Source organism: Bordetella genomosp. 2 (assembly GCF_002261345.1).
Lineage (GTDB): Bacteria > Pseudomonadota > Gammaproteobacteria > Burkholderiales > Burkholderiaceae_B > Bordetella_A.
Map to the genome: position 1 here is coordinate 148,670 of NZ_NEVT01000008.1, position 21,845 is coordinate 170,514.

A 21,845-nucleotide genomic window follows, 5' to 3' on the forward strand; every position below is an offset into this window, starting at 1 on the left:
TGTCCCGCTCCATGGCGCAACACAATGTCCCGGCCTACATGACCATGCCTCACGCCTCCATTACCCCCATCACGCTTCCCATCGCCCTGCAGCGGGTCTTCCGGCCCGGCGAAGTGGCGCTGGTCGGCGCCGGCCCGGGAGATCCTGGCCTGCTTACCATCGCCGCCTGGAGCCTGCTGGTCCAGGCGGACGCGCTGGTCTATGACCGTCTGGTCAGCCAGGCGCTGCTCGACCTGCTGCCGGATACCTGTCGCCCCTACTACGTCGGCAAAGCCAGCGGGCGCCACAGCCTGCCGCAGGGCGAAATCAACCGCCTGCTGCTGCGGCTGGCGCGCCAGGGCATGCGTGTGGTGCGCCTGAAGGGCGGCGACCCGTTCATTTTCGGCCGCGGAGGCGAAGAGCTCGAGTTCCTGCTGCAGCACGGGGTCGACTGCCAGCTGGTGCCGGGCATCACTGCGGCGTCCGGGTGCACGGCCTATGCCGGCATCCCCCTGACGCACCGCGACCTGGCGCACTCGTGCCAGTTCATCACCGGCCACCTGCAGCAGAACGGCGAGCTCGCTCTGCCCTGGCACACCATGACGGACCCGGCCTGTACGCTGGTGTTCTACATGGGCCTGGCCAGCCTGGGTGAAATATCGCGTCACCTGACGGCCGCCGGCCTGCCGCCCGGCACACCCGCCATGCTGGTCGGCAACGGCACGCGGCAGGACCAGCAGATCGTGCGCGGCACGCTTGCCAGCCTGCCCGAACTGGCGCGCAGCCACCGCCTGGGCACGCCGACCCTGACCGTGATCGGCCGGGTGGTCGGGCTGCTGGCCGAACGGGAAACGGGGCATCCCGCCAGGCTGCGCGCCAACCCCATGCCGGTGCGCCCGGCGTCGGAGCCCCTATGCGGTTGAGCCTGGGCATCGTATTGGCCACGGCCCTGTTGGCCCAGGGTACGGCCCTGGCCGCCGGAACGGCCGCCGAGCTTTACCGGCAGCATTGCGAAACGTGTCACGGCGCGGGCCGCCTGGGCGGGACGGGGCCCGCGCTGCTGCCGGAAAGCCTGATGCGCATCAAGCGCGACGAAGTCCGCCAGACCATACGCGACGGCCGCCCGGCCAGCCAGATGGCCGCATTCTCCGGCGTGCTGGACGACACGCAAATCGCCGGCCTGGTCGACTACCTGTACCAGCCGCCGCTCCAGCCCCCCACCTGGACGGAAGCGGATATCCGGGCCAGCCACAGGCTGCTGGCCGACCCCGCCACGCTGCCCGCGACGCCGCAGCATGGGGCCGATCCGCTCAACCTGTTCGTCGTGGTCGAGGCCGGCGATCACCATGTGGTCATCCTCGACGGCGACCGCTTCGAGCCGCTGACGCGCTTCCCATCGCATTTTGCGCTGCACGGCGGCCCGAAATTCTCCCCGGACGGCCGGTACGTGTACTTTGCGTCGCGGGACGGCTGGATCAGCCTCTACGACCTGCACAACCTGACGATGCTCGCCGAGATCCGCGCCGGGCTCAACACGCGCAACCTCGCGGTGAGCGGCGACGGCAAATGGGTGCTGGTGGGCAACTACCTGCCCGGCGGCCTGGTCGTGCTGAACGCGCGCGATCTGTCGCTGGTGGGCCACCTGGCCACGCCCACCGTCCAGGGCGTGCCGTCGCGGGTCAGCGCGGTGTACACGGCGCCGCCGCGGCAAAGCTTCGTGGTCGCCCTGAAGGATGCCCAGGAGATCTGGGAACTCTCCTATGCGGGCCAGCCGGATTTTCTTCCGCGCCGCATCCCGGCCCAGGACTTCCTCGACGACTTCTCCTTCACCCCCGAGTACCGCTACCTGCTGGCGACATCGCGCAAGGCCAAGGGCGGCCAGGTCATCGACCTGGACACCGGCGCCGCGGTCACCGACATCCCTTTGCCGGGCATGCCGCATCTGGGGTCCGGCATTTACTGGCAACGCAAGCAGGGCTGGGTATTCGCCACCCCCAACATCAGCCAGGGGCTGATATCGGTGCTCGACCTGGAAACCTGGAGACTGGTGAAGGAAATCCCCACCGAAGGACCGGGGTTCTTCATGCGCAGCCACCGCAACTCGAAGTACGCCTGGACCGACGTTTTCTTCGGCCCCAACAACGACGCGGCGCACCTCATCGACAAGCAGACCCTCGAAATCGCCCATACGCTGCGGCCCATGCCCGGCAAGAACGCCGCGCACGTCGAGTTCACCCGCGACGGCCGCCACTTGCTCCTGAGCGTCTGGGACACCGAGGGCGCCCTGATCGTCTACGACAGCCAGACCCTGCAGGAACTCAAGCGCATTCCCATGAACAAGCCGTCCGGCAAGTACAACGTCGGCAACAAGATCGAGTTTGCCGAAGGCACTTCCCACTGAGCGGCACGCCATGCACGAACGCCCCGCACCAACAGATGCCGGCCCCGTGCTCAGCGCGGCGGACCTCGGCTGCGAACGGGACCAACGCCGCCTTTTCTCGGACGTGAGCTTCCAGCTTTGGCCTGGCGACATGCTGCGCGTGCGCGGCCCTAACGGCTGCGGCAAGAGCAGCCTGCTGCGCCTGCTGTGCGGGCTGGCCCGGCCGGCGACGGGCCGCGTGCAGGTGTTCGGCCGGGATCCGGCCCGGCCGCGGGGTGGCGCGCTGGCGGCCAGGCTGCTGTGGATCGGCCATGCCGCCGGCATCAAGGCGCTGTTGACCAGCGAGGAAAACCTGGCCTGGCTGGGCGCCCTGCAGGCTGGAGCCGCCGGCGCGGCCATCGGGCCGGCATTGGCCGCAGTGGGCCTGCGCGGTTTCGAGGACACCCCTTGCCATGCGCTGTCGGCCGGCCAGCAGCGCCGCGTCGCGCTGGCGCGCCTGTACCTGCCGGACCCGCCGCCGCTGTGGATCCTGGACGAACCGTTCACCGCGCTGGATACGCAAGGCACGGCGCAACTGGAACGGCACCTGGCGGCGCATTGCGTGCTTGGCGGCACGGTCGTGCTGACGACGCACCACGAACTGGTGCAGCGGCCGCCGGCCTGCCACGATCTTGATCTTGGACAGTACGCCGCATGAGCAAGGCCTTTATCCTGCTATTCACTAGTGAGCTACGTCTGCTATGCCGCCGTCCCGCGGAACTTGCCAATCCTCTGGTGTTCTTCTCTGTCGTCGTCGCCTTGTTCCCCCTAGCGCTGGGGCCGCAATCGCAGTTTCTGCAAGAAGCCGCGCCGGGGCTGCTGTGGGTGGCGGCGCTGCTGGCTGTGCTGCTTTCGCTCGACGGCCTGTTCCGCACCGACTTCGAAGACGGCTCGCTGGAACAATGGGCACTCTCGTCGCATGCCCTCGTAACGCTGGTGCTGGCCAAGGTAGCGGCGCACTGGCTGTGCAGCGGCCTCGCGCTGGTGGTGCTGGCGCCGCTGCTGGCGCTGATGCTCGGCCTGCCGGCGCACTGTCTGCCGGTGCTGCTGTTGTCGTTGCTGCTGGGCACGCCGGTGCTCAGCCTGCTGGGCGCGGTCGGGGCGGCGCTGACCGTGGGCCTGCGACGCGGCGGGCTGTTGCTGGCGCTGCTGATCCTGCCGCTGTACATCCCGGTGCTCATCCTGGGCACCGGCGCCTTGCAGGCCGCGCTGCAGGGCCTGCCCGCGACGGGGCACCTGCTGTGGCTGGCCAGCCTGGCGGCGCTGGCCATCACCGTGGCCCCCCTTGCCGTTGCGGCGGGTCTCTCCATCAGCGTCGCCGAATGATGCGCGGCGCCCGCACCGGTCCGTCCGCCGGCCGCACCGGTCCGGCGCCCACTGACGAGCGACCCGAATGATCCGGACCTGGCTGCACAAGTGGGGCTCGCCCAAGTGGTTCTACGACATGAGCGGCAAATGCCTGCCCTGGCTGGCCGGCGCCAGCGCGCTGCTGATTGCCATCGGCCTGGGATGGGGCCTGGCGTTCGCGCCGCCCGATTACCAGCAGGGCAACAGCTTCCGCATCATCTACATCCATGTGCCGGCCGCCTTGCTGGCCCAGTCCATTTATCTCGTGCTGGCGGCGGCGGGCGTGGCGGGCCTGGTCTGGAAAATGAAGCTGGCCGATGTGGCCCTGCGGCAGGCCGCCCCCATCGGCGCCTGGATGACCGTCATCGCGCTGGCCTCCGGCGCCATCTGGGGCAAGCCCACGTGGGGCGCCTATTGGGTCTGGGACGCGCGCCTCACATCGATGCTGATCCTGCTGTTCCTGTACCTGGGCGTGATCGCGCTGGGCCAGGCAATCACCAACCGCGACAGCGCGGCCCGCGCGTGCGCGGTGCTGGCCTTGGTCGGCGTGGTCAACATTCCCATCATCAAGTACTCGGTCGAATGGTGGAACACGCTCCACCAGCCCGCCAGCTTCTCGCTCGCGCAGAAGCCGGCCATGCCGGCGCAGATGTGGTTGCCGCTGCTGCTGGCGGTGGCGGGCTTCTATTGCTTCTTCGGCGCGGTGCTGTTCGCGCGCATGCGCCTGGAAGTGCTGCGGCGCGAGGCCGGCAGCCGCTGGGCCGGCAGCGAAATCGCCCGGCTGCTCGAGGAGCGCAGATGAGCGCGTTCGCGTCGTTTGCCGAATTCCTGGCCATGGACGGCCATGGCGTTTACGTCTGGGGCGCCTACGGCCTGTGCGCGATGCTGATGGCATTGAACGTCGCGCTGCCGGTGCTGGCGCGGCGCCGCTACCTGAACGACCTGGCGCGGCGCCGGCGCCGGGAGGCACTGCGATGACCCCTGCCCGCAAGAAGCGCCTGTACTGGATCGTGGCCCTGGTCTGCGGCGCCGGCGCGGCCGTCGCGCTGGCTCTGGCCGCCCTGCAGGAAAACATCAACCTGTTCTATACGCCCAGCCAGATCGTCGCCGGTGAAGCGCCGCGCGACACACGCATCCGGGCCGGCGGCCTGGTCGAAACCGGTTCGCTGCAACGCTCGCCGGATTCGCTGGCGCTGCGCTTCGGCGTGACCGACGGCGCGAACAGCATCCTGGTGCGCTACCAGGGCATCCTGCCCGACCTGTTCCGCGAGGGCCAGGGCATTGTCGCGCTGGGTCGGCTCGACCAGCACGGCGTGCTGCACGCCGACGAGGTGCTGGCCAAGCACGATCAGAACTACATGCCGCCCGAGGCCATGCATGCGCTGGAACAGGGTGGCGCGGCCGGTCCCGGCCCGCAGGGCGGACGGGAGCCGGCCCGATGATTCCCGAGCTCGGCCTGCTGGCCCTGATCCTGGCGCTCTGCCTCGCCGCGGTGCAGGCAAGCTTGCCGCTGGCCGGCGCCTGGCGCGGCGATCGCCGCTGGATGGAACTGGCGGCGCCGGCCGCCTGGGGGCAGTTCGCCTTCCTGTTGTTTTCCTTCGGCTGTCTTGCGCATGCCTTCCTGGCAGACGATTTCTCGGTCGCCTATGTGGCCCACAACTCCAACAGCATGCTGCCCTGGTACTACAAGCTCAGCGCGATATGGGGCGCGCACGAGGGTTCCCTGCTGCTGTGGGCCCTGATGCTGGCCGGCTGGACCTTCGCCGTTTCCGTCGGCGCCCGCCAGTTGCCCGCCACCATGCTGGCGCGCGTGCTGGCTGTGATGGGCATGATCAGCATCGGCTTCCTGCTGTTCCTGATCGCCACCTCGAACCCGTTCGAGCGCCTGTTGCCCGACGCGCCCGCCGACGGCCGCGACCTCAATCCGCTGCTGCAGGACTTCGGGCTGATCGTCCACCCGCCCATGCTGTATATGGGCTATGTCGGCTTCTCGGTGGCGTTCGCCTTCGCCATCGCGGCGCTGCTGGACGGCAAGCTGGACGCCGCCTGGGCGCGCTGGTCGCGTCCCTGGACGACCGTCGCGTGGGCGTTCCTCGGCCTGGGCATCGCCCTGGGATCGTGGTGGGCCTACTACGAACTGGGCTGGGGCAGCTGGTGGTTCTGGGACCCGGTCGAGAATGCCTCGTTCATGCCGTGGCTGGTGGGCACGGCGCTGATGCACTCGCTGGCGGCGACCGAGAAACGCGGCGTGTTCAAGAGCTGGACCGTGCTGCTCGCCATCGCGGCGTTCTCGCTCAGCCTGCTGGGCACGTTCCTGGTCCGCTCGGGCGTGCTGACCTCGGTGCATGCCTTCGCCACCGACCCGGCGCGCGGGGTGTTCATCCTGGTATTCCTGCTGGTGGTGGTGGGCGGCTCCCTTGCGCTGTTCGCGCTGCGGGCGCCGGTCGTCAACAGCCAGGTCGGGTTCGGCATCTGGTCGCGCGAGACGCTGCTGCTGGTCAACAACCTGCTCTTGTCAGTGGCGGCCGCGATGATCCTGCTCGGCACGCTCTATCCGCTCATCCTCGACGCGCTGACCGGCGCCAAGCTGTCGGTCGGGCCGCCCTATTTCAACGCCCTGTTCGTGCCGCTGATGGCATTGCTGATGATCGCGACCGCCATCGGCGTGCTGACCCGCTGGAAAGACACGCCGGCCGGCTGGCTGGCGCGCCGGCTCGCTCCGGCGCTGGCGGGCTGCGTGGTGGCCGCGCTGGCCGGCACCATGCTGCACGGCCGGTTCGATTGGGCCGTGGCGGCCGTCTGCTTGCTGGCGGCCTGGATCGTGCTCGCGGGCCTGCGCGATGTCTACGACAAGACGCGCCACCGGGGCCTGGCCAAGGGCCTGCCATTGCTGGGACGCAGCTACTGGGGCATGCATCTCGCCCACCTGGGCTTCGCCATGTGCGCGCTGGGCGCCGTGCTGACCAGCATCGGCAATCTCGAGCGTGACCTGCGCATGGCGCCCGGCGACGTGGTCGAGCTGGGCGGCTATCGCTTCGTGTTCGAGGGCACGACCAAGATACAGGGCCCCAACTACACTGCCGACCGGGGCGGCATGAGCGTCATGCGCAACGGTCGCGAAGTCGCCCGGCTGCACCCGGAAAAGCGGGTCTACCAGGTCCAGCAGGCAACCATGACGGAAGCCGGCATCCAGGGCGGCTTCACGCGCGACCTGTTCGTGGCCCTGGGCGAACCGCTGGCCGACGGCGCCTGGGCGGTACGCGTGCACATCAAGCCGTTCGTGCGCTGGATCTGGCTGGGCGCGCTGCTGATGGCCCTGGGCGGTTTCCTGGCAGCGGCCGACCGGCGCTATCGCCCGCGGCCGGCTGTCCGGCCCGCGCAGGCCGCCTCGATCGCCGGGATGCAATCATGAAACGTGCCTTGTTGCTGCTGCCGCTGGCATTGTTCCTGGTCATTGCGATACTGCTGTACCGCGGCTTGTTCCTCGACCCCTCCAGGCTGCCCTCCGCCCTGATCGGCAAGCCGTTTCCCGCCTTCGCGCTGCCATCCCTCGACGATCCGGCCCGCACGCTGACGCGCGACCACATCCAGGGCCGGCCGGCGCTGGTGAATGTCTGGGCGACCTGGTGTCCGTCGTGCCGGCAGGAGCACCCCGTACTGAATCAGCTGGCCAAGCAAGGCGTGGTCATCTACGGCGTCAACTACAAGGACGACCGCGACGCGGCGCAGCGCTGGCTGCGCACGCTGCACAACCCGTACCGGCTGAACATCGAAGATGCCGCCGGCGCCCTGGGGCTGGACCTCGGCGTATACGGCGCGCCCGAGACATTCTTCATCGACGCTCGCGGCATCATTCGCGAGAAGTATGTCGGCGTCATCGACGAACGCGTCTGGCGAGAGAAACTCGCTCCCGTCTATGACGCACTGCTGCAGGAGGCCGCGCCATGAAACGCCTGATCGCCGCCATCGTGCTGGGCGCGGGCTTGCACGGGCAAGGCCTGGCGGCCATCGACACCCACGAGTTCGCCGACGACGGCCAGCGCCAGCGCTATCGCGACCTGGCCGCGGTGCTGCGCTGCCCCAAGTGCCAGAACCAGAACATCGCCGAATCGAACTCGCCTATCGCCAACGACTTGCGCGGCGAGATCCACCGCATGCTGGGCGAAGGCCGGAGCGATGACCAGATCATCGACTTCATGGTCTCGCGTTACGGCGATTTCGTGTTGTACGACCCGCCATTGGCGACTCGTACCGCGCTGCTGTGGTTCGGCCCCGTCGCGCTGCTGCTGGCGGGAGGCACCGCGCTGGCGGCGATCGTCGCCAGGAGGCGCCGCGCATCGGCGGCGGCCGCGCTCCCCTTGTCCGACACCGAGCGGCGGCGCCTGGCCAGCCTGCTGGACGCCTCCGGCCCTCCCCCCGGGCAAGACTCATGACTGCTTTCTGGCTCTATGCGGCGCTGTTGCTCCTGGCGGCCCTGGCCTTCATCCTGGGGCCGCAGTTGCGGGCGCCGCGCGCGCGCGCCGATGCCGACCGCGCCGGCCTGAACGTCGGCCTTTACCGGGAACGGGTGCGCGAACTGGAAATGCAGCATGGCGCCGGCGCCCTCACCGCGGCGCAGCTCGAAGCCGCCCGGATCGAGGCGGCCCGCGAACTGCTCGACGCTGCGCACGGCAGCCCCGGCCGCGCCGCCGATGCGCCGCTGGGCCGGGCCGTTCCCCTGGCGATGGCCGTATTGGCGCCGCTGCTGGGGCTGGCCCTGTACCTGCACTGGGGCTCGCTCGACCGCGTCATGCTGGCGCGACAATACGCCGGCCACCCCGCGCAGGGCATCGAGGAAATGACGGCGCGCCTGGAGGCGTCGCTGGCGGCCGCGCCCGATTCGGCAGAAGGCTGGTTCTTCCTGGGCCGCACGTACATGGCGCAAGACCGCATGGCGGACGCGGCGCGCGCCTTCGAGCGCGCCGCCGCGCTGGCGGGAAGGCCGCCGGAACTGCTGGGCCATTGGGCCCAGGCCTTGTATTTCGCCGGGGACCAGCAATGGACGCCGCAGTTGCAGGCGCTGACCGACGAAGCGCTGGCCGGCGACCCGCAGGAAGCGGCCAGCCTGGGGCTGGCCGGCATGGCCGCGTTCCAGGCGGAGCGCTACGCCGAAGCCGCCGCGTACTGGGAACGCCTGGCGGCTGCCCTGCCCGAAGCGGACCCAAGCCGCGCCGCCATCGCCGACGGCATTGCCCGCGCGCGCGAACTGGACCAGGCGCGCAAGGCGACAGCCCCGCCGGCGCCATGACACTGCGCGCCGGGCAAGTTTGCCCGGCGCCGCTGCCCGAGCCTATCGAAACCGGCCCGGACGGCTTCAGGCGTAGGCTTCGACCGGCAGGCAGGCGCAGACCAGGTTGCGATCGCCGTAGGCGTTGTCGACCCGCGCCACCGGCGGCCAGTACTTGGCCTCGCGCAGCGAGGCCACGGGATACGCGGCCTGCTGGCGCGGGTAATCGTGGTGCCACTCTTCGGCCAGCAGCATCTGCGCAGTATGCGGGGCGTTCTTCAGCACGTTGTCGTCGCGGTCACGTTCACCGCGCTCGATCTGCGCGATCTCTTCGCGAATGGCGATCATCGCCTCGATGAAGCGATCCAGCTCGGCCAGGCCTTCGGATTCCGTGGGCTCGACCATCAGCGTGCCGGCCACCGGGAAGCTCATGGTGGGCGCATGGAAACCGTAGTCCATCAGGCGCTTGGCGATGTCCTCGGCGCTGACGCCGCTGCTGTCCTTGAGCGGCCGCACGTCCAGGATGCACTCGTGCGCCACGCGGCCATTGCGGCCGGCATACAGCACCGGATAGTGATCGCGCAGGCGGGCCGCCACATAATTGGCGTTCAGGATGGCGACCTCGGTGGCGCGGCGCAGGCCGTCGGCGCCCATCAGGGCGATATACGCGTACGAGATGGGCAGGATGCCGGCCGAGCCGAACGGCGCGGCCGCGACCGGCCCCACGCCGGCTTCGGCGCCAAGCTTGCCCTGCGCGTTCAGCACGCCAGGCAGGTACGGCGCCAGGTGCGAACGCACCGCCACCGGACCGACGCCCGGCCCGCCACCGCCGTGCGGAATGCAGAAGGTCTTGTGCAGGTTCAGGTGCGAGACGTCCGAGCCGAAGTGTCCCGGCTTGGCCACGCCCACCATGGCGTTCATGTTGGCGCCGTCCAGGTAGACCTGGCCGCCCGCCTGGTGCACCAGGTCGCAGATCTGCGTGATCGCTTCCTCGAACACGCCGTGGGTCGACGGATAGGTGATCATCAAGGCGGCCAGGCGATCGCCGACCTGTTCCAGCTTGGCGCGCAGGTCGTCGATGTCGACGTTGCCCTGGGCGTCGGACGCCACCACCACCACATCCATGCCGGCCAGTTGCGCCGAGGCCGGGTTGGTGCCGTGCGCCGAGGCGGGGATCAGGCAGACATTGCGCTGGGCCTGGCCGTTGGCGCGGTGATAGCCGCGGATGGCAAGCAGGCCGGCATATTCGCCCTGGGCGCCCGAATTGGGCTGCAGGCTGATGCCGTCGTAGCCTGTGATCTCGCACAGGGCCGCCGACAGGCGCTCGATCAGTTCGCGATAGCCGGCGCTCTGGTCGGCCGGGGCGTACGGGTGGATCAGGGCGAACTCCGGCCAAGTGATCGGAATCATCTCGGCCGTGGCGTTCAGCTTCATGGTGCACGAACCCAGCGGGATCATGCTGCGGTCCAGCGCCAGGTCCTTGTCGGACAGCTTGCGCAAGTAGCGCAGCATGTCGGTCTCGGACTGCACGCTGGAAAACACCGGGTGAGCCAGGATGGCGCCCTGGCGCTGCAACGCGGCGGGGATGCCGCCGCCGGCGGCGGCGTCGCGCGTGGCGATGTCCAGCGCCAGGTCATCTTTCTGCAGCCCTGCCGCGAACACATTGACGAGCGCCTGCAGGTCGGCGGCGGTCACGGTTTCGTCCAGCGAGACCGCCAGGCGCGCGCCATCCACCCGGCGCAGGTTGATGCGCTCGCATTCGGCGGCCACGGCAATGGCCGGCGTGGCCGTGCCGGTTTCCAGCAGCAAGGTGTCGAAGAACGTGTCATTGACCACCTTGACGCCCAGCTCGAGCAGCGCGCCGCGCAGGATGGCGGTGTAGCGCTGCACGCGCGTGGCGATGCGGCGGATGCCTTCAGGGCCATGCCACACGGCATACAGGCCCGCCATGACGGCCAGCAGCACCTGGGCCGTGCAGATGTTCGAGGTGGCCTTCTCGCGGCGGATGTGCTGTTCGCGCGTCTGCAGGGCCAGGCGCAGGGCCGTGTTGCCTTGCGCATCCTTGGACACGCCGACCAGGCGGCCCGGCATATTGCGCTTGTAGGCGTCCTTGCAGGCCATGAAACCGGCATGCGGGCCGCCGAATCCGAACGGCACGCCGAAGCGCTGCGACGAACCGACCGCGATGTCGGCGCCCCACTCGCCCGGCGGCGTCAACAGGGCCAGGGCCAGCAGGTCGGTCGCGCACGTGACCACCGCGCCCTGTGCGTGGGCCGCCTCGGCCAGCGCCCGATAGTCGACCACGGCGCCCAGGCTGTGGGGATACTGCAGCAGCACGCCGAAACAAGCCGGCAGGCCCTGGGCCTCGTCGCCGACGACGACCTCGATACCCAGGCCTTCGGCGCGCGTGCGCACCACTTCGATGGTCTGCGGATGGCAGTGCGCCGACACGAAGAACACCTGGCTGGAGGACTTCGAGCCACGCCGCGCCAGCGTCATCGCTTCGGCGGCGGCCGTGCCCTCGTCCAGCAACGAGGCGTTGGAGATGTCCAGCCCGGTGAGATCCGCCACCATGGTCTGGTAGTTCAGCAGGGCTTCCAGGCGGCCTTGCGAAATCTCGGGCTGGTATGGCGTATAGGCCGTATACCAGGCCGGATTCTCGAGCACGTTGCGCAGCACCACATTGGGCGTATGCGTGCCGTAGTAACCCTGGCCGATGTAATTGCGGTAGACGCGATTGCGGCCGGCGATGGCCTTGAGCTCGGCCAGCACGTCCGGCTCGCTGCGCGAAGCGGGCAGCGCCAGCGGCGCCTGGCTGCGGATCTTCGGCGGCACCACTTCCTGGAGCAGTTCGTCCAGGCTGGAGCAACCCACGGCGGCCAGCATTTGCTGCTGCTCGTCCGCGGTCGGGCCGATGTGGCGGGGGATGAAATCGGTATGGGTGTCTAGGGCGCGCGACATGGAATATCTCGGGGTGGCGGGAAAAGCGCCGCGCGGCCCGCTGGGCGGCCGCGCGGCATGCCGTATCAGCTGTTGGCCACGGCTTCGTAGCCGGCGGCGTCCAGCAGGTTGTCGAGGTCGGCCGCGTTGTCCGGCTTGATCTTGAAGATCCAGGCGGTGTAGGCCGATTCGTTGATCAGGTTCGGCGTGCTTTCGAGCTCGTCGTTGAAAGCCACGATCTCGCCGGTGACCGGCGCGTAGATGTCAGACGCGGCCTTGACCGACTCGACCACGCCGGCGGTATCGCCGGCCTTCAGCTTGGCGCCGACGTTCACGTCGCCGACGAAGACGAGGTCGCCGAGCTGGTCCTGAGCGTTATCGGTAATGCCGACGACGAAGACGTCGCCCTCGGCTTTGACCCATTCGTGGGATTTGGTGTACTTGCGGTCAGTGGGCAGGCTCATGAATGAAAACTCCTGGATATGGGAAATGCGCGCCTGCGCCGGCACCCCTGCCGGCGCATGCTGGCAGTTTACGGGTGTTCGACCGCCTTGCCATGGCGTACGAACGGCAATTTGCATACCAGGGCCGGAACCCATTTGCCGCGGATATCGACCTCGACCGTCTGGCCGGGCTGGACATCGCCGGGAACCCGGGCCAGGCCGATCGACACGCCCAGCGTCGGCGACATCGTGCCGCTGGTGACCTCCCCGGCGCCGGACGGCGTGCGCACCGCCATATGGGCGCGCATGACGCCGCGTTCCTGCAGCTTCAGGCCGACGAAGCCGCAGGGCGCGGCGAACTGCTCGAGCGCGTCGCGGCCGACGAAGCGCCGCGCCGCATCCTTGAGCGAGACCGTCCAGGACAACCCGGCCTGGTCCGGCTGGGTCAGTTCGTCCATGTCCTGGCCGTACAGGTTCATGCCGGCCTCCAGGCGCAGCGTGTCGCGCGCGCCCAGCCCGCAGGGCCGCACGCCCTGGGCGGCCAGGTCGTTCCACAGGGCCTCCGCCTGTGCGGCAGGCACGACGATCTCGAACCCGTCCTCGCCCGTGTAGCCGGTGCGGGCCACCAGCGCGTCGTCGTCGACCTGGGCCGCCACGAACGGCGTGAGCGGCTCGGTCGCGCCCTGCCAGCCCGGCCGCGCGGCCCAGACCTTGGCGCGGGCATTGGGCCCTTGAACGGCGATCATGGCCAGGTCGCGGCGCGGGGCGATGGCCACGTCGAAACGGCCGGCCGCGGCGACGCGCTGCATCCAGGCGATGTCCTTGTCGGCCGTGGCGGCGTTGACCACCAGGCGCCATTCCTCGTCGGCGAAGAAATAGACGATCAGGTCGTCGATGATGCCGCCTTCGGGATTCAGCATGCAGGTATACAGCGCCTTGCCGGGGGCCGCGAGCCTGGCGACGTCGTTGGCCACCAGGCGGCGCAGGAACGCGCGGGCATCCGGGCCGGTGACGTCGGCATTCAGCATGTGGGAAACGTCGAACATGCCCGCATCGCGGCGCACCGCATGATGCTCCTCGAGCTGCGAGCCATAGGCCAGCGGCATCTCCCAGCCACCGAAATCGACCATGCGGGCGCCTGCCGCGACGTGCGCAGCGGCCAGGGGAGTGCGTTTGAGGGGGGCGGACATGGACGGGCTCCGGTGCGGCGGCATCGCCAGGGTTACGGAATGCCGGCCCGGAAGCGGAAAACGCCCGGAACCGGCTGGATTTTCCGCCCCTCTGTCCTTTTGCCTGAGAGTTGCCCCGCACCAGCGGGTTTGCACCTTCGGCGCCTGGGCTGCGCGCATGCCGATGGCCGCGGCGCCAGGTCTCTCCAGAGTGCTGTTTCGGCCATGCAGGCCCGGCACGGCCGGGCGGGATGGCTGATGCAGCGCGGTATGGGTTACCTGAGCGATTCCGGGCGAATTGCGCCTTCGGCGGCAGCCATGTAACAAATGGCCGCTCTCTCCCGCGACATGCGTGACAGCGCGTGAAGCATACATCGAAAGCCAGCCGCGGAAAAGTTCGCGCTGTCAGGCCGCTGGCCCGGCCGGCAGCTTGACCCGTGTCAACCCTGGGTCTGGCCCCTTGACCACAGTCAAGGTGGCCCCGGCAGGGCCATAACCATAATTCCTTACAGGTTTTATGGAATTACTTACATGGACTTCACCCGGCGCCGCCTGCTGACAGGCTCGAAGCCTCCGGTACGCCCTCCCTGGGCCATGCCCGAGGCCCGGTTCCTGGATCTCTGCACTGCCTGCGGCGACTGCATCCGGGCCTGTCCGCACGGCCTGCTGCGCCATGGCGCCGGCCGCTATCCCGTCATCGAGCCGGCCCGCGGCGGCTGCGATTTCTGCGGCAACTGCGCCGCGCGCTGCCGGCCCGGCGCGTTGCGGGCGGGCCTGGCGGCCGCCGACGCCTTCGCCTGGCGCGCCCGGCCCGGCACGGCCTGCCTGGCGCATCGCGCGGTCGAATGCCGGGTGTGCGGCGAAGCCTGCGCGGCCGGCGCCATCCGCTTCGCCCGGCAAGCCGGCGGCCCGGCCCGCCCGCGCGTCGAGCCGGCCGAATGCACCGGGTGCGGGCAATGCCTGGCCAGTTGCCCGGCCAACGCCATCGAACTGGAGGCGGCATGAGAATCGCCAGCCTCGTCATGCGGGTACCGCCCCCTCACCTGGACGCGGCCGCCGGCGCGCTGGGCGCCATCCCCGGCGTGCAGGTCCATGCGCGCGACAGCGCCACCGGCAAGCTGATCATCACCGTGGAAGACGGCCCGGGCTACAGCACCGCCGACTCCATCCTCGCCGCCCACAAGGTTCCACACGTACTGTCGGCAACGCTGGCCTACGAATACAGCGAAGACGATGCGCCGCCCGCCGGCGAACCTTCATCCCTCCACCGACCCCCGGCCCTGGGAGCTCCATCATGTCATTGAACAGACGCGAATTCATCAAGACCAACGCGGTCGCCGCAGCGGCGGCCACCGCAGGCATTGCCCTGCCTGGCGCGGCCACGGCGCAGGCCGGCGGCGCGCCGCTGCAGGTGCGCTGGGACAAGGCGCCCTGCCGCTTCTGCGGCACGGGCTGTTCCGTGCTGGTCGGCGTCCAGGGCGGACGCGTGGTGGCCACCCAGGGCGATCCGGAAGCCCCGGTGAATCGCGGCCTGAACTGCATCAAGGGCTACTTCCTGTCGAAGATCATGTACGGCGCCGACCGCCTGACCCGCCCCATGCTGCGCAAGAAAGGCGGGGTCTACGACAAGGACGGCGAATTCACGCCGGTCAGCTGGGACGAGGCCTTCGACATCATGGCCAGCAAATGGAAAGAGGCCCTCAAGACCAGCGGCCCGGAATCCATCGCCATGTTCGGCTCCGGCCAATGGACCATCTGGGAAGGCTATGCCGCCTCCAAGCTGTACAAGGCGGGCTTCCGCAGCAACAACCTGGACCCCAACGCGCGCCACTGCATGGCCAGCGCCGTGGTCGGCTTCATGCGAACCTTCGGCATCGACGAACCGATGGGCTGCTACGACGACATCGAGCACGCCGATGCCTTCGTGCTGTGGGGCTCGAACATGGCCGAAATGCATCCCATCCTGTGGAGCCGCATCACCGACCGCCGCCTGACGCACCCCGGCTGCGAAGTGCACGTCCTGTCCACCTTCGAGCACCGCAGCTTCGAGCTGGCCGACAACGGCATGATCTTCACGCCGCAGACCGACCTGGCCATCCTGAACTACCTGTGCAATTACCTGATCCAGAACGGCAAGGTCAACCAGCAGTTCGTCGAGCAGCACGTCAACTTCAAGACCGGCGTCACCGACATCGGCTATGGCCTGCGCCCCAACGATCCGCGCGAACAGGGCGCCAGCGCCAACGGCTATCCCGGCGCCGACGGCGCGCCGAAGGGCGACCCCGGCGGCGCCGCCGCCAGCAGCTTCGAGGAATTCGCGGAGTTCGTCTCGACCTACACCCTCGAGTACACGGCCAGGCTCTCCGGCGTTCCGGCCGCGCACCTGCAGCGCATGGCCGAACTGTATGCCGACCCCGACAAGAAGGTGGTCTCGTTCTGGACCATGGGCTTCAACCAGCATACGCGCGGCACGTGGGTCAACAACATGATCTACAACGTGCACCTGCTGACCGGCAAGATCTCGCAGCCGGGCTGCGGCCCGTTCTCGCTCACCGGCCAGCCCTCGGCCTGCGGCACCGCCCGCGAGGTCGGCACCTTCGCGCATCGCCTGCCCGCCGACATGGTGGTCGGCAACCCGGCGCATCGCAAGCTGGCCGAGGAGCTGTGGCAGCTGCCGGACGGCACCATCCCGCCCAAGGTCGGCCTGCACGCCGTGGCGCAGAGCCGCGCCCTGAAGGACGGCAAGCTCAAGTGCTACTGGACCTCCACCACCAACAACATGCAGGCCGGGCCCAACATCAACGATGAAATCTACCCCGGCTGGCGCAACCCCGCCGCCTTCGTCGTGGTATCCGACCCGTATCCGACCGTATCCGCCCTGTCGGCCGACCTGATCCTGCCCACCGCCATGTGGGTCGAGAAAGAAGGCGCCTACGGCAATGCCGAACGCCGCACCCAGTTCTGGCGCCAGCAGGTCAAGGCGCCCGGCGAGTCGCGTTCCGACCTCTGGCAGTACCTGGAGTTCGCCAAGCGCTTCGCCATGGAGGAAGTCTGGCCCGCCGAACTGCTCGACAAGAAGCCCGAGTACCGCGGCAAGACACTCTACGACGTGCTGTTCGCCAACGGCGTGGCGGACCGCTACCCCGTGGACGACGTGCCGCGCGTCAACGCCCACGCCATCGACGGCTACATGAACGACGAGTCCGAGCACTTCGGTTTCTACGTGCAGAAGGGGCTCTTCGAGGAATACGCCAAGTTCGGCCGCGGCCACGCCCACGACCTGGCCGATTTCGACCTGTACCACCGGTCGCGCGGCCTGCGCTGGCCCGTGGTCGATGGCAAGGAAACCCTGTGGCGCTTCCGCGAAGGCTACGACCCCTACGTCAAGGCCGGCGAGGACATCAAGTTCTACGGCAACAAGGATGGCCGCGCCAACATCTTCGCGCTGCCCTACCAGCCGCCGGCCGAGAGCCCCGACCAGGACTACGACCTCTGGCTGTGCACCGGGCGCGTGCTGGAACACTGGCATACCGGGTCGATGACCCGCCGCGTGCCCGAGCTGCACCGCGCCGCGCCGGAGGCGGTGCTGTTCATGCACCCGGACGACGCCAAGAGCCGCGGCCTGCAGCGCGGCATGCAATGCAAGATCGTCTCGCGGCGCGGCGAGGTGCTGGCCAGCGTCGAGACGCGCGGACGCAACAAGCCGCCGCGGGGCCTGGTGTTCATGCCGTTCTTCGACGAAGGCCGCCTGACCAACAAGCTGACGCTGGACGCGACCTGCCCGCTCTCGAAGGAAACCGACTTCAAGAAATGCGCGGTCAAGGTGCTCAAGGCCTGACGCGGCGCAGCCGGTCCACGCCACCGCGAGCCATGCCATGACGGATCAAGCCCCCGCTACCCCGGCCAGCCGCCGCCAGTTCCTGCAGCAGTCGGCCGCCGCCATCGGCGGCGCCTGCGCCGTGACCCTGGGGCTGGGCCTGTACGCCCGGCAAGCCGGCTCGCTGCCGGCCACCACCCTGCGCCCGCCCGGCGCCCTGCCGGAAGCCGACTTCCTGGCCGCCTGCGTGCGCTGCGGGCTGTGCGTGCGCGCCTGCCCCTACGACACCCTGAAGCTGGCGACCCTGGGGCGCGCCGTTCCCACCGGCACGCCTTATTTCGACGCGCGCGCGGTGCCATGCGAAATGTGCGAGGACATCCCGTGCGTGCCGGCCTGTCCCACCGGCGCGCTGGACCACGGGCTGACCGACATCGAGGACGCCCGCATGGGGCTGGCGGTGCTGATCGACCAGGAAACCTGCCTGAACTATCTCGGCCTGCGCTGCGACGTGTGCTATCGCGTCTGTCCGCTGATCGACGAGGCCATCACCCTGGAACTGCACCACAATCCGCGCTCCGACCGCCACGCCATGCTGCTGCCCACGGTCCACTCCGACCGTTGCACCGGCTGCGGCAAATGCGAGCAAAGCTGCGTGCTGCCCGGCGCGGCGGCCATCAAGGTGCTGCCGCACGCGATCGCCCAGGGCTCCGCCGCGGGCCACTATCGCAAGGGCTGGGAAGAGGCCGAGAAAGCCGGCGGCTCGCTGATCGGCGAACAGGTCCAGTTGCCGGTGCGCGGCCTGGATGATCCCGTGCCCGCCACGTCCGGAGGCCAGCCATGAACCCCGCGCCTCCCAAGCCCAAGCGTCCCAACGTCGCCGGGCGCAACCCCACGGCGGCCGCCACCGCCAGCAAGGGCTGGCTGCGCGCCAACCGCTGGCTGCTGCTCAGGCGCGCCACCCAGGTCGGGCTGCTGGCCCTGTTCCTGATCGGGCCGGCCACCGTATGGCTGATGCAGCGCGGCATCCTCGACCAGCCGTGGCGGCCGGTCAAAGGCAACCTGGCGTCGAGCCTCACGCTCGACCTCCTGCCCCTGACCGACCCCTACCAGCTGGCGCAGAGCCTGGCCGCCCTGCACCTGCCGCACCGCACGGCCATCATCGGCGCCGCCATCGTGCTGGGTTTCTATCTGCTGTTCGGCGGACGCCTGTACTGTTCGTGGGTATGTCCCATGAACCCGGTCACCGATGCCGCCGCCTGGCTGCGCCGCAAGCTGAAGATCCGCGCCAGCGGCCGCACGCCGCCCAAGCACCTGCGCGTCTGGCTGCTGGCGGCCACCCTGGTCGCCTCGACGGTCACCGGCACCATCGCCTGGGAATGGGTCAATCCCGTGTCCATGTTCCATCGCGCGCTGGTGTTCGGCTTCGGGGCGGTGTGGGCGCTGGTGCTGGGCGTGTTCCTGTACGACCTGCTGGTCGCCCCGCGCGGCTGGTGCGGCCATGTCTGCCCGGTCGGCGCCTTCTACGGGCTGCTGGGGAAGACCGCCCTGCTGCGGGTCAATGCCGCCGGGCGCGAGGCCTGCGACGACTGCATGGACTGCTACAACGTCTGCCCCGAACCCCAGGTCATCCGTCCGGCGCTCAAGTCCGCCGGCCAGGACCACCCCGTCATCCTCGCCTCCGACTGCACGACGTGCGGCCGCTGCATCGACGTCTGCAGCAAGGATGTATTCCACATGAGCCACCGGTTCTCCCACAGGAGTCAACAATGAAAAGCGCCATCCACAGGATCGCCCTCGGCCTGCTCGCGGGCCTGCTGATCGGTACCCCTCCGGTTTCTGCCGACGATGCGGCCACGGTCAAGAGCCTGCGCCAGAACTCGGTGGCCGAATCCGAGCACCATGCGAACATCTACCGGCAGGAGCTCGACGTGGGCGCCACCCTGCCCCGCGACTTCGTCCAGCAGCCGCCCCTGGTGCCGCACGCCAGCAGCAATTACCCGGTGACGCTCAAGTTCAACAAGTGCCTGGACTGCCACGCGTGGGGGCGCGCGCAGGCCACCAATTCGCCGAAGATCTCCATCACCCATTTCCGCGACGCCACGGGGCGCGAACTGTCGTCGGTCAGCCCCAGCCGCTATTTCTGCATGCAGTGCCATGTCACCCAGAGCGATGCCAAGCCGTTGGTGGAAAACATCTTCCAGCGCGTCCCCAGCCTGAACTAGAGAGCGTGCAGCATGAAACCGATCAACTGGATCAAGGGCCTGCCGCGACGGGCGTGGGGCATCGTGTTCAGCTCGATGGGCCTGGCGTTCGTGCTGGGCATCGTATTCTGGGGCGGCTTCAACACGGTCATGGAATGGACCAACACCGAGAGCTTCTGCATCTCGTGCCATGAAATGAACGATAACGTCTACCAGGAATACCGCAATACCGTCCATTACTCGAACCCCACCGGCGTGCGCGCGGTCTGCTCGGACTGCCATGTGCCCAAGGAATGGGGGCCGAAGATGGTGCGCAAGATATATGCGTCCAACGAGCTGCTGCATCATTTCCTGGGCACCATCGACACGCGCGAGAAGTTCGAGGCCAAGCGCGCGCAGCTGGCCCAGAACGAGTGGCGCCGCATGAAGGCCAACAACTCGCAGGAATGCCGCAACTGCCACGACTACAGCTACTTCGATTATGCCGGGCAGAGCCCCCGGTCGGCGCGCATGCACCAGCAAGGGTTCGACGAAGGCCAGACCTGCATCGATTGCCACAAGGGCATCGCCCACAGCCTGCCGGCCATCGAGCAGTCCATCGGCCAGCCCAAGCCCGACGGCCTGCCGGCCGGCGTGCTGCATCCCAATTGAGCGGCCGCGCCGCTACGCCAGCGCCGTATCCAGCAGCATCATCAGCACGAAGCCGAGCATCAAGCCGCAAGTGGCATAGACCTCATGCCCCTTGCGGTGCGACTCGGGGATGATCTCGTGGCTGATGACGAACAACATCGCGCCCGCGGCGAACCCCAGGCCCCACGGCAGCAGCGCCGCCGACCACCCCACCACGACGGCGCCCAGCACCGCGCCGGCCGGCTCGACCAGCCCGGACAGCATGCCGAGCGCCACGGCGAAACTGCGCCGATAGCCGGCCGACAACAAGGCCAGCGCCACCACCAGCCCCTCGGGCACGTCCTGGATGGCAATGCCGGTTGCCAGGGCGCTGCCGCGCACCGGGTCATTGCCGACATAGCCCACGCCGATCGCCAGCCCCTCGGGCAGGTTGTGCAGCGCGATGGCGAACACGAACAGCCAGGTGCGCCGCAGCCGGTGTACCTCGATGCCTTCCTTGCCCTTGATGAAATGCTCGTGAGGCAGCAGCCGGTCCATGGCCAACAGCACCGCCGCCCCGAGCAGCACGGCGCCGCCGACGATCAGCCCGGCGCTCCACGGCCCGTGGCCCAGCTCGCCGGCAGCGTCGATGCCCGGCGCGACCAGGGAGAAAGCGCACGCCGCCAGCATCACGCCGGCGCCGAACCCGAACATCGCGTCCTGCACCTTCTCGGACAGCGCCTGCGAGAACATGACCGGCACCGTCCCCAGCGCCGTGGCGCCGGCGGCCAGCAGGCCGCCCGCCAGCGCATCGGCCACATGCGGGGCGCGCGGCGCCAGGTACTGCCAGAGGGAGTGCGCGCCCAGGCAGGCCACCAGCACGGCCAGCGTCCAGACGCTGATGCTGGTGGCCTGCGGGCGGATCCGGTGGCGGCTGAAGGTATTCATGCAGGGCTTTCGCTGGCGGCGCGAGCGGCGGGCCTCAGCCCTTGGCGGCCTCGTAACGGCGCGCCACTTCGTTCCAGTCGATCACGTTGAAGAACGCGCCGATGTATTCCGGACGGCGATTCTGGTACTTCAGGTAGTACGCGTGTTCCCACACATCCAGGCCCAGCACCGGCGTGTTGCCGTGCATCAGCGGGCTGTCCTGGTTGGCCGAACTCTCCACCACCAGTTTGCCTTCAGGCGTGACGCTGAGCCAGGCCCAGCCGCTGCCGAAGCGTGTCAGCGCGGCTTTGGTGAAAGCGTCGCGGAACGCGTCCATGCCGCCCAGCTCGGCATCGATGGCCTGGGCCAGCCGGCCTTGCGGCTGGCCGCCGCCCTGCGGCGACATCACGGTCCAGAACAGGCTGTGGTTGGCGTGGCCGCCGCCGTTGTTGCGCACGGCCGTGCGCACCGATTCGGGCAGGGTATCGATCCGCCCCACCAGTTGCTCCACGGGCTGGTCGGCCGGCAGCCCCGCCCCTTCGAGCGCGGCGTTGAGATTGTTGATGTAGGTCTGGTGATGCTTGGTGTAGTGGATTTCCATCGTCAGCGCATCGATGTGCGGCTCCAGCGCATCGTAGGCGTATGGCAAATCGGGCAAGGTATAGGCCATGCAAGACTCCTTCTCGGGCTTCCGGGACGGAAGCGGTTCATCGCGCCGGCGGGCCGAC

At 68.9% G+C, this 21,845-nt stretch carries 23 protein-coding genes and 2 riboswitches; of the genes, 18 read left to right on the forward strand and 5 right to left on the reverse strand.

Annotated features, from left to right (window positions below; translation table 11 throughout):
- Positions 1–11: 11 nt before the first annotated feature.
- The 11 genes from cobA (at position 12) to ccmI (ending at position 9,032) form a co-directional block, all read left to right on the forward strand.
- Positions 12–902 (forward strand): uroporphyrinogen-III C-methyltransferase, encoded by an 891-nt coding sequence (cobA, locus tag CAL24_RS19645; protein ID WP_249278590.1) that lies wholly within the window; start codon positions 12–14, stop codon positions 900–902.
- Positions 893–2,380, forward strand: coding sequence for a nitrite reductase (locus tag CAL24_RS19650; RefSeq protein WP_094807666.1), 1,488 nt, complete (start codon positions 893–895; stop codon positions 2,378–2,380). Before cobA ends, CAL24_RS19650 begins: the two co-directional genes overlap by 10 nt.
- Before the next feature lie 10 nt (positions 2,381–2,390).
- Positions 2,391–3,056, forward strand: coding sequence for a cytochrome c biogenesis heme-transporting ATPase CcmA (gene ccmA, locus CAL24_RS19655; protein WP_028352698.1), 666 nt, complete (start codon positions 2,391–2,393; stop codon positions 3,054–3,056).
- Positions 3,053–3,724 carry a heme exporter protein CcmB gene (gene ccmB, locus CAL24_RS19660; protein WP_094807667.1) on the forward strand — a complete coding sequence of 224 codons (672 nt, stop codon included), beginning with the start codon at positions 3,053–3,055 and terminating at the stop codon, positions 3,722–3,724. Before ccmA ends, ccmB begins: the two co-directional genes overlap by 4 nt.
- 67 nt (positions 3,725–3,791) lie before the next feature.
- Positions 3,792–4,547 (forward strand): heme ABC transporter permease, encoded by a 756-nt coding sequence (locus tag CAL24_RS19665; RefSeq protein WP_094807668.1) that lies wholly within the window; start codon positions 3,792–3,794, stop codon positions 4,545–4,547.
- Positions 4,544–4,723, forward strand: coding sequence for a heme exporter protein CcmD (gene ccmD / locus CAL24_RS19670; protein ID WP_094807669.1), 180 nt, complete (start codon positions 4,544–4,546; stop codon positions 4,721–4,723). The genes CAL24_RS19665 and ccmD overlap by 4 nt, the downstream gene beginning before the upstream one ends.
- Positions 4,720–5,187, forward strand: a complete 468-nt coding sequence (ccmE, locus tag CAL24_RS19675) for a cytochrome c maturation protein CcmE (protein ID WP_094807670.1) — start codon at positions 4,720–4,722, stop codon at positions 5,185–5,187. Before ccmD ends, ccmE begins: the two co-directional genes overlap by 4 nt.
- Complete coding sequence (locus tag CAL24_RS19680; protein ID WP_094807671.1) at positions 5,184–7,157, forward strand: heme lyase CcmF/NrfE family subunit; 1,974 nt, start codon at positions 5,184–5,186, stop codon at positions 7,155–7,157. The genes ccmE and CAL24_RS19680 overlap by 4 nt, the downstream gene beginning before the upstream one ends.
- On the forward strand, positions 7,154–7,693 hold the full coding sequence (locus CAL24_RS19685) for a DsbE family thiol:disulfide interchange protein (RefSeq protein ID WP_094807672.1): 540 nt from the start codon (positions 7,154–7,156) through the stop codon (positions 7,691–7,693). Before CAL24_RS19680 ends, CAL24_RS19685 begins: the two co-directional genes overlap by 4 nt.
- Positions 7,690–8,178 carry a cytochrome c-type biogenesis protein gene (locus CAL24_RS19690; protein WP_094807673.1) on the forward strand — a complete coding sequence of 163 codons (489 nt, stop codon included), beginning with the start codon at positions 7,690–7,692 and terminating at the stop codon, positions 8,176–8,178. The genes CAL24_RS19685 and CAL24_RS19690 overlap by 4 nt, the downstream gene beginning before the upstream one ends.
- Positions 8,175–9,032, forward strand: coding sequence for a c-type cytochrome biogenesis protein CcmI (gene ccmI, locus CAL24_RS19695; RefSeq protein WP_094807674.1), 858 nt, complete (start codon positions 8,175–8,177; stop codon positions 9,030–9,032). The genes CAL24_RS19690 and ccmI overlap by 4 nt, the downstream gene beginning before the upstream one ends.
- Positions 9,033–9,098: 66 nt before the next feature.
- On the opposite strand, the gene gcvP is transcribed toward ccmI, so the two are convergent.
- From gcvP to gcvT, 3 genes are all read right to left on the reverse strand, one after another.
- Entirely contained in the window at positions 9,099–11,972 is a 2,874-nt protein-coding gene (gcvP, locus tag CAL24_RS19700; protein ID WP_028352706.1) for an aminomethyl-transferring glycine dehydrogenase, read from the reverse strand.
- A gap of 65 nt (positions 11,973–12,037) precedes the next feature.
- Positions 12,038–12,415, reverse strand: coding sequence for a glycine cleavage system protein GcvH (gene gcvH, locus CAL24_RS19705; RefSeq protein ID WP_028352707.1), 378 nt, complete (start codon positions 12,413–12,415; stop codon positions 12,038–12,040).
- 68 nt (positions 12,416–12,483) lie between these two features.
- Entirely contained in the window at positions 12,484–13,584 is a 1,101-nt protein-coding gene (gene gcvT / locus CAL24_RS19710) for a glycine cleavage system aminomethyltransferase GcvT (protein WP_028352708.1), read from the reverse strand.
- A gap of 81 nt (positions 13,585–13,665) precedes the next feature.
- Positions 13,666–13,783, reverse strand: a riboswitch (glycine riboswitch).
- 36 nt (positions 13,784–13,819) lie between these two features.
- Positions 13,820–13,917: riboswitch (glycine riboswitch) on the reverse strand.
- A 177-nt stretch (positions 13,918–14,094) separates the two neighbouring features.
- Here gcvT and CAL24_RS19715 point away from each other — a divergent pair.
- From CAL24_RS19715 to CAL24_RS19745, 7 genes are read left to right on the forward strand one after another with little or no spacing between them, the layout of a single operon-like run.
- Positions 14,095–14,568, forward strand: coding sequence for a ferredoxin-type protein NapF (locus CAL24_RS19715; protein WP_094807675.1), 474 nt, complete (start codon positions 14,095–14,097; stop codon positions 14,566–14,568).
- On the forward strand, positions 14,565–14,867 hold the full coding sequence (locus tag CAL24_RS19720) for a chaperone NapD (protein ID WP_028352710.1): 303 nt from the start codon (positions 14,565–14,567) through the stop codon (positions 14,865–14,867). The genes CAL24_RS19715 and CAL24_RS19720 overlap by 4 nt, the downstream gene beginning before the upstream one ends.
- Positions 14,858–17,401, forward strand: coding sequence for a nitrate reductase catalytic subunit NapA (napA, locus tag CAL24_RS19725; RefSeq protein WP_094807676.1), 2,544 nt, complete (start codon positions 14,858–14,860; stop codon positions 17,399–17,401). The genes CAL24_RS19720 and napA overlap by 10 nt, the downstream gene beginning before the upstream one ends.
- A 37-nt stretch (positions 17,402–17,438) precedes the next feature.
- Positions 17,439–18,221: a ferredoxin-type protein NapG gene (gene napG, locus CAL24_RS19730; protein WP_094807677.1), complete on the forward strand. Its 783-nt coding sequence runs from the start codon at positions 17,439–17,441 to the stop codon at positions 18,219–18,221.
- On the forward strand, positions 18,218–19,150 hold the full coding sequence (napH, locus tag CAL24_RS19735; RefSeq protein ID WP_094807678.1) for a quinol dehydrogenase ferredoxin subunit NapH: 933 nt from the start codon (positions 18,218–18,220) through the stop codon (positions 19,148–19,150). The genes napG and napH overlap by 4 nt, the downstream gene beginning before the upstream one ends.
- Complete coding sequence (locus CAL24_RS19740) at positions 19,147–19,602, forward strand: nitrate reductase cytochrome c-type subunit (protein WP_094807679.1); 456 nt, start codon at positions 19,147–19,149, stop codon at positions 19,600–19,602. Before napH ends, CAL24_RS19740 begins: the two co-directional genes overlap by 4 nt.
- A gap of 12 nt (positions 19,603–19,614) precedes the next feature.
- Entirely contained in the window at positions 19,615–20,232 is a 618-nt protein-coding gene (locus CAL24_RS19745) for a NapC/NirT family cytochrome c (protein WP_028352715.1), read from the forward strand.
- A 12-nt stretch (positions 20,233–20,244) separates the two neighbouring features.
- On the opposite strand, the gene CAL24_RS19750 is transcribed toward CAL24_RS19745, so the two are convergent.
- Positions 20,245–21,138 (reverse strand): ZIP family metal transporter, encoded by an 894-nt coding sequence (locus CAL24_RS19750; RefSeq protein ID WP_094807680.1) that lies wholly within the window; start codon positions 21,136–21,138, stop codon positions 20,245–20,247.
- Positions 21,139–21,172: 34 nt separating this feature from the next.
- Positions 21,173–21,787: a superoxide dismutase gene (locus tag CAL24_RS19755; RefSeq protein ID WP_028352717.1), complete on the reverse strand. Its 615-nt coding sequence runs from the start codon at positions 21,785–21,787 to the stop codon at positions 21,173–21,175.
- Positions 21,788–21,845: the final 58 nt, after the last annotated feature.

Excerpts from the sequence above, each read along its gene's own strand:
- cobA (WP_249278590.1), top strand. The coding sequence starts at position 12 with ATGGCGCAACACAATGTCCCGGCCTACATGACCATGCCTCACGCCTCC.
- CAL24_RS19650 (WP_094807666.1), top strand. The coding sequence starts at position 893 with ATGCGGTTGAGCCTGGGCATCGTATTGGCCACGGCCCTGTTGGCCCAG.
- ccmA (WP_028352698.1), top strand. The coding sequence starts at position 2,391 with ATGCACGAACGCCCCGCACCAACAGATGCCGGCCCCGTGCTCAGCGCG.
- ccmB (WP_094807667.1), top strand. The coding sequence starts at position 3,053 with ATGAGCAAGGCCTTTATCCTGCTATTCACTAGTGAGCTACGTCTGCTA.
- CAL24_RS19665 (WP_094807668.1), top strand. The coding sequence starts at position 3,792 with ATGATCCGGACCTGGCTGCACAAGTGGGGCTCGCCCAAGTGGTTCTAC.
- ccmD (WP_094807669.1), top strand. The coding sequence starts at position 4,544 with ATGAGCGCGTTCGCGTCGTTTGCCGAATTCCTGGCCATGGACGGCCAT.
- ccmE (WP_094807670.1), top strand. The coding sequence starts at position 4,720 with ATGACCCCTGCCCGCAAGAAGCGCCTGTACTGGATCGTGGCCCTGGTC.
- CAL24_RS19680 (WP_094807671.1), top strand. The coding sequence starts at position 5,184 with ATGATTCCCGAGCTCGGCCTGCTGGCCCTGATCCTGGCGCTCTGCCTC.
- CAL24_RS19685 (WP_094807672.1), top strand. The coding sequence starts at position 7,154 with ATGAAACGTGCCTTGTTGCTGCTGCCGCTGGCATTGTTCCTGGTCATT.
- CAL24_RS19690 (WP_094807673.1), top strand. The coding sequence starts at position 7,690 with ATGAAACGCCTGATCGCCGCCATCGTGCTGGGCGCGGGCTTGCACGGG.
- ccmI (WP_094807674.1), top strand. The coding sequence starts at position 8,175 with ATGACTGCTTTCTGGCTCTATGCGGCGCTGTTGCTCCTGGCGGCCCTG.
- gcvP (WP_028352706.1), bottom strand. The coding sequence starts at position 11,972 with ATGTCGCGCGCCCTAGACACCCATACCGATTTCATCCCCCGCCACATC.
- gcvH (WP_028352707.1), bottom strand. The coding sequence starts at position 12,415 with ATGAGCCTGCCCACTGACCGCAAGTACACCAAATCCCACGAATGGGTC.
- gcvT (WP_028352708.1), bottom strand. The coding sequence starts at position 13,584 with ATGTCCGCCCCCCTCAAACGCACTCCCCTGGCCGCTGCGCACGTCGCG.
- CAL24_RS19715 (WP_094807675.1), top strand. The coding sequence starts at position 14,095 with ATGGACTTCACCCGGCGCCGCCTGCTGACAGGCTCGAAGCCTCCGGTA.
- CAL24_RS19720 (WP_028352710.1), top strand. The coding sequence starts at position 14,565 with ATGAGAATCGCCAGCCTCGTCATGCGGGTACCGCCCCCTCACCTGGAC.
- napA (WP_094807676.1), top strand. The coding sequence starts at position 14,858 with ATGTCATTGAACAGACGCGAATTCATCAAGACCAACGCGGTCGCCGCA.
- napG (WP_094807677.1), top strand. The coding sequence starts at position 17,439 with ATGACGGATCAAGCCCCCGCTACCCCGGCCAGCCGCCGCCAGTTCCTG.
- napH (WP_094807678.1), top strand. The coding sequence starts at position 18,218 with ATGAACCCCGCGCCTCCCAAGCCCAAGCGTCCCAACGTCGCCGGGCGC.
- CAL24_RS19740 (WP_094807679.1), top strand. The coding sequence starts at position 19,147 with ATGAAAAGCGCCATCCACAGGATCGCCCTCGGCCTGCTCGCGGGCCTG.
- CAL24_RS19745 (WP_028352715.1), top strand. The coding sequence starts at position 19,615 with ATGAAACCGATCAACTGGATCAAGGGCCTGCCGCGACGGGCGTGGGGC.
- CAL24_RS19750 (WP_094807680.1), bottom strand. The coding sequence starts at position 21,138 with ATGAATACCTTCAGCCGCCACCGGATCCGCCCGCAGGCCACCAGCATC.
- CAL24_RS19755 (WP_028352717.1), bottom strand. The coding sequence starts at position 21,787 with ATGGCCTATACCTTGCCCGATTTGCCATACGCCTACGATGCGCTGGAG.